Source organism: Delftia sp. S65 (genome assembly GCF_016516495.1).
Lineage (GTDB): Bacteria > Pseudomonadota > Gammaproteobacteria > Burkholderiales > Burkholderiaceae_C > Comamonas > Comamonas acidovorans.
Window position 1 is genome coordinate 1 of the sequence record NZ_JACVUR010000085.1, and the last position, 5,318, is coordinate 5,318.

Annotated in this window: 5 protein-coding genes; all 5 read right to left on the reverse strand. The window is 69.9% G+C overall.

All coding sequences use genetic code 11. The annotated features are described in order from the left end of the window. Positions 1-119: 119 nt before the first annotated feature. On the reverse strand, positions 120-635 hold the full coding sequence (locus IAE24_RS29855) for a phage tail protein (RefSeq protein WP_083571217.1): 516 nt from the start codon (positions 633-635) through the stop codon (positions 120-122). A gap of 101 nt (positions 636-736) precedes the next feature. Then, positions 737-1,354 (reverse strand): hypothetical protein, encoded by a 618-nt coding sequence (locus IAE24_RS29860; protein WP_099752720.1) that lies wholly within the window; start codon positions 1,352-1,354, stop codon positions 737-739. 109 nt (positions 1,355-1,463) lie between these two features. Then, positions 1,464-2,183 (reverse strand): ligase-associated DNA damage response endonuclease PdeM, encoded by a 720-nt coding sequence (gene pdeM, locus IAE24_RS29865; RefSeq protein ID WP_199960926.1) that lies wholly within the window; start codon positions 2,181-2,183, stop codon positions 1,464-1,466. 16 nt (positions 2,184-2,199) lie between these two features. After that, positions 2,200-5,088, reverse strand: a complete 2,889-nt coding sequence (locus IAE24_RS29870; RefSeq protein ID WP_199960967.1) for a ligase-associated DNA damage response DEXH box helicase — start codon at positions 5,086-5,088, stop codon at positions 2,200-2,202. A 45-nt stretch (positions 5,089-5,133) separates the two neighbouring features. Further along, a partial coding sequence (locus tag IAE24_RS29875) for a hypothetical protein (RefSeq protein WP_200016418.1) occupies positions 5,134-5,318 on the reverse strand: 185 nt, incomplete at its 5' end.

Sequence of the window (5,318 nt, forward strand, 5' to 3'; positions counted from 1 at the left end):
CTCCACCGGGAACGGCCCAGACCCGCCCGCCGCCCACGGCAAAGCACTGGAGGCCAGGACCGGGCGGCACCCATGGCCTCGTTGCTTTGCAGGGGTAGAGGATGCGAACAATCGCGGCGTCACATCGACATGGGGCGAATGCCGTAGGTGAACTTGATGATGTAGTTCACATACACGTTCAGGGGCCGCGTCTCGGCCGGGCTTGCCGCCACCGGGGCGGGCGTGCCGTCGCGGGTGTTCTCTTGCATAGGCGAGGAGGACTGCCGAGACCCCACGCCATTGTCCAGGCCCTGTCCACCAGGCGGCCGGGTGCGGCTTGCCTCATCGGGGTCATTGTTCGTACCGGCGCTCACGCCGCGCAGGAAGCAGCCCCGGTAGTCGGGAATGCGGAACGTTCCATCCGCGCCGCCGTACACATAGCCCAGAACAGCAAACAGCTGGGGGTACTGGGCGCAGGCCAGCTCCCTGCCATCGCACAACATCCAGGCCGAAGCCTCCAGGACGCTTGTGTGGTCCTGCGCGCCACCAGCCCCGGAGGTATCAAGGGTGCCAGCATAGGCCGTGACCGAACCGACCGGCACATCTCCCAGGCCGGGGATGGAAAACGAATGACCGGGCATAGTGGGAAGAGTCATCATGGAGCACATCCTTCATCGACAAACAGGGGGAGGAAGCTTCGCCCCGCGCTGGCGGCAATCGACCGAACGGGGCACCGCAGACCGGATGTGGTCTGCCATCAGCGCATCACGATGTTCTCGAGAAGGAATGAGAACGGCCTGGAATCAGGTCCGGGGCCTCCGCCGGTCATCACGATGTCGGCGCTGGCAATGCCCATCAGGGATATTTCGGTGTTGATGTTGGAAAGAGTGGCCGAGCCCATCACCTCGCCCTGCACGGCCTGCGAGGCAATGCCGATCCAGAGCGTGGGCTTGAACGCGAAGACGGCCCTTTGCTGGGGAGCAATCGAGTTCTTGACCGCCAGCAGCTTGCCATCCTTGTAGCAACTGGCATTGATGGCCCCCCTGGGCAGCGCATTGAGCAACTGCACTTCCCTGGAACTGGTGCCACGGCCAGCAGGCACCAAGCGATCTCCCGAGGCCGTCAGAGTCATATGGAACAGTTCGCCATCTTGCGCATTCAGTTGCGGCGTGTAGTTGCCGTAGCTGTCGCTGGCAGCGATCTGCATGGAGAGGGGAAATGAGAAAGGATGGTTATCGCCTTGTCCGCAGTTTCTGATGACCCGCCAGGCCACGGCCAGTTCCTCGAAATCGCTGGCAACGTTCTTCTGGAAGATGACGATCTGCGAGTTGTTCGTGTCGTTCGATTGGTTGATGAAGTTGAGTTGAACGCCCATGCACCTCTCCTGTTGGATCAAAGGCGAGTCGGGTGGCACCTGCTATCCCGCCGCGTCTGTTGCAGGAGCCACTGTAGGGAACAACGGTTTTGCGGCAAATTACGTTTGATTACATTCTGTCTGCTTGGCCAGGAACGGCCCAGACCCGCCCGCCGCCCACGGCAAAGCGCTGGAGGCCAGGACCGGGCGGCAGGCTGGCCATGCCGGTGAAAAGGCCGAAGGCCGGCAGCAGGGTGAAGCCCGGGTGCACGGCAAAGCACGGCAGGCGCAGGGCATCTCGCCCTGGGCCGCGCAGCACGACGGCGGGGTGGACATGGCCGGCCAGCACATGGCAGGCAGGAGCCTCCTGCGGGTAATGGCAGCCCGCGAATGGCCCCAGGCGCCAGGGCTCGTCCACCACGCCGATGCCCAGCGCGGACGGCGGGTCGCCCGCATGGCTGTCGTGGTTGCCACGCACCAGGACCACCTCCAGCGCCGCGTGGCGGAGTCGCCAGTTGGCCAGGGCGGCCAGCACGGACGGCGTGCGGGCCTGCGCGGCATGCAGGAAGTCGCCCAGAACGACCAGCCGGCGCACCGGCAGGCCCTGCAGCAGCGCCGACAGCCGTTCCAGGTTGCCCTGGGTGGTGCCGGCCGGCACGGGAATGCCGCGCGCGCGGAAGGTGGCGGCCTTGCCAAGGTGCAGGTCGGCAATGAACAGCGTGCCCTGGGCGGGCCACCACAGGGCGTGCTGGGCCAGCAGGTGGACGGGCTCGCCCGCCAGGAGGATGCCCAGGCTGCCGGCCAGGGCGTCGGAGGGAACAGGACTTGGCAACGGTGCGTGGCCTTTCATCAGCGGTGCAATGGTTCTACAGCAGCGGCAAGGGCCGCGAGGGCTTGCGCACGCGGCGCGGGCGGTGGCTGGCGGCATCGGCCTCGGGGCCATCGGTGGCCTGCAGCGAGAAATCCAGCGTGCGGCGCACGGCGGCCGTATCCTCGTCCACGGCGGGGGGCTGGTCTGCCTTGGGCTTTTTCTGTGGACGCAGCGGTGGATCGGGCGGGACCAGGTCCTGCGTGCGCGGCTCGCTGGCTGCACCGCCGGCGTCTGCCGCCTCGTGCAGCTGGGCCAGCATGCGCGCGATGCGGTCGGCCAGGTGCTCGTTGGTGAGCTTTTCGCGAAAGCGCTCCACCATCAGCGGAAAGGCAAACGGGCTGGGCCGGCGCAGCGCGCTCACCACCAGCTGCTGGGCCTGCATGCGGCGCAGCGCGGCCAGCAGTTGGGCGACATCGAGTTCCTGGCTCAGCACTTCCTCGTCGGCCTGGCGCAGCAGCAGGTTGCTGTCGTCGTACTTGCGAAAGACCTCGAAGAACAGCTGGGCCGAGGCCTGCAGCTGGCGCGCGCTGCGGCGCTCGCCCGGGTGACTCTGGAAGATCAGGCCGGACACCCGCGCTATCTCGCGGAAGCGCCGCCTTGCCATCTCGGTGGCGTTGAGGCTGGCCAGCACTTCTTGCAGCAGGGCGTGGCGCGCGTCCTCGCCCGCCAGGTGGGCATCGTCGGCGGCCTGGTCCCAGTGACGGTCCGCATTGGCGGTGTTGCGCGTGGCGACCGCCTGGCTGGCGGACACGCGCCCGGGCACTGCCACGGCCTGGGCAGGCTCGGCGCGCAGCAGTTCCGGCAGCATGGCGGCCCAGTCACGCTCGGTGGCGCTCAGCAGCTCCAGCCCGTAGTCGTTGACGGCGATGGAGAAGGTGCCCGTCTCGCCCTGCGCGGCGCGCCAGGCCAGCAGGCTGGCCAGCCCCGTATGGGCATGGCGGCCCGCAAACGGGTAGAGGAACAAATGCCAGCCTTCGCGCGTGCGCAGGGTTTCGGCCAGCAGCGTGCCGGGCGTGGGCAGGGCCGACCAGCGCTGCTGCACCTCCAGCAGGGGGCGCACGCAGCGCAGCTCGGGCGAGTGGTAGTCGCCCGCTGCCGCCAGCGCCAATTGCTGCACCACGAAGTCGGCCAGCACGGTGGACAGCGGCATGCGCGCGCCCGCCCAGCGCGGCACGGTGGGCCGCGTTCTGGCGGCGCGGCGCACGTAGGCGGTCATGTCCTCGATGCGCACCAGCTCCAGCACCTGGCCCGCGAAGACAAAGGCATCGCCGGGCGACAGGCGCGACAGAAAGCTCTCTTCCATGCTGCCCAGCCGCGCGCCGTGCAGGATCTGCACGCTCATGCTGGCGTCGCTGACGATGGTGCCGATGTTGGCGCGGTGCCTGCGCGCCAGCCGCGCGTCGGGCATGCGCCAGATGCCCTCCCCGTCGGGCCGCACGCGCTGGTAGTCGGGATAGGCGGCCAGCGAGGGGCCGCCGCGGTGCACGAAGTCCAGGCACCACTGCCAGACCGCAGGCGCCAGCCCGGCGTAGGCGACGGTGCGGCGCACTTCGGCATACAGCTCATCGGGCACGAAGCCGCCGCCCAGGGCCACGGTGGCCAGGTGCTGCACCAGCACGTCCACGGGCTGGCGGGGGCTGGCGCGCATTTCCACCTGCTGCGCGCGCACGGCGGCGCGGGCGGCGGCGGCCTCCACCAGCTCCAGGCTGTGCGTGGGCACCAGAGTGATGCGCGAGGGCCGGCCCGGCGCATGGCCCGAGCGGCCCGCGCGCTGCAGCAGCCGCGCAATGCCCTTGGCCGAGCCGATCTGCAGCACGCGCTCCACGGGCAGGAAGTCCACGCCCAGGTCCAGGCTGCTGGTGCAGACCACGGCCTTGAGCGTGCCGGCCTTGAGCCCGGCCTCCACCCATTCGCGCACACCCCGGTCCAGCGATCCATGGTGGATGGCCAGCAGGCCGGCCCAGTCGGGCCGGGCCTCCAGCAGCGCCTTGTACCAGAGCTCCGCCTGCGAGCGCACATTCACAAAGACCAGGGTGGAGCCTGCCGTGGCCTCCAGCTCGCGCACCACGGCCGGCAGCATGGCCAGGCCCAGGTGGCCGGCCCAGGAAAAGCGCTCGGGCCGGTCGGGCAGCAAGGTGTCCACCACCAGGCGCTTGTCCACCTGGCCCTGGACCAGCACGCCGGGCCGCGGCTGGCCATGGTCGTCCAGGCCCAGCAGGGTCTGCATGGCTTCGTCCAGATTGCCCAGCGTGGCCGACATGCCCCAGACGCTCAGTTGCGGGCTCCAGCCGCGCAGCCGCGCCAGGGCCAGCTGCAGTTGCACGCCGCGCTTGTTGCCCAGCAGCTCGTGCCATTCATCGGCCACCACCAGGCGCACGGAGCCCAGCAGCTCGCGCGCATCGGCCCGCGCCAGCAGCAGGGACAGGCTCTCGGGCGTGGTGACCAGCACGGTGGGCAGCTGGCGCGACTGCGCGCTGCGCTCGGCGCTTCCCGTATCGCCCGTGCGTGCGCCCACGGTCCAGCGCGCCAGCGCGGGATGGCCCTGGGCCAGCGCCTGCAAGGGCGTCTGCAGCGCCTTGAGCGTGTCGGCCGCCAGGGCGCGCATGGGCGTGATCCACAGCACGGTCAGGGGCGCGGCGGCGGGCTTTCTCCTGCTGGATGGGGCTTGGGCAGGGGCCTGGGCAGGCGCCTTGGAGGCCTGCGCAAAGGCCTGCAGCGCGCCCAGCCAGACCGCATAAGTCTTGCCTGCGCCCGTGGTGGCGTGCAGCAGGCCGCTGTGGCCCTGGGCCAGCGCCTTCCACACGGCGCGCTGGAAGGCAAAGGGCTTCCAGCCCCGTGCGGCAAGCCAGGCGGTGGCGAGGGGGTGGGGAGAACGGGTGGCCATGGCGCGGTGCGTCAAGGGTGGGGTCACGGATCGGTCAAGGGGTGATCAAGGGTCGGAATGCGGCAGCAGGGCGGCCAGCGTGTCGATGGAGTCGGCCTCCTGCACAGGCTTGTCCTCGCGCCAGCGCAGCATGCGCGGAAAGCGCACGGCAATGCCGCTCTTGTGGCGTGGGCGGCGCGCCCGGGCCGCGCTGCCCCCGGCGGCCCCCCGGGGGGGCCGCCCCCCCCCCC

Bases quoted from the DNA above. Each gene is read 5' to 3' on its own strand.
- IAE24_RS29855 (WP_083571217.1), bottom strand. From the start codon at position 635: ATGACTCTTCCCACTATGCCCGGTCATTCGTTTTCCATCCCCGGCCTG.
- IAE24_RS29860 (WP_099752720.1), bottom strand. From the start codon at position 1,354: ATGGGCGTTCAACTCAACTTCATCAACCAATCGAACGACACGAACAAC.
- pdeM (WP_199960926.1), bottom strand. From the start codon at position 2,183: ATGAAAGGCCACGCACCGTTGCCAAGTCCTGTTCCCTCCGACGCCCTG.
- IAE24_RS29870 (WP_199960967.1), bottom strand. From the start codon at position 5,088: ATGGCCACCCGTTCTCCCCACCCCCTCGCCACCGCCTGGCTTGCCGCA.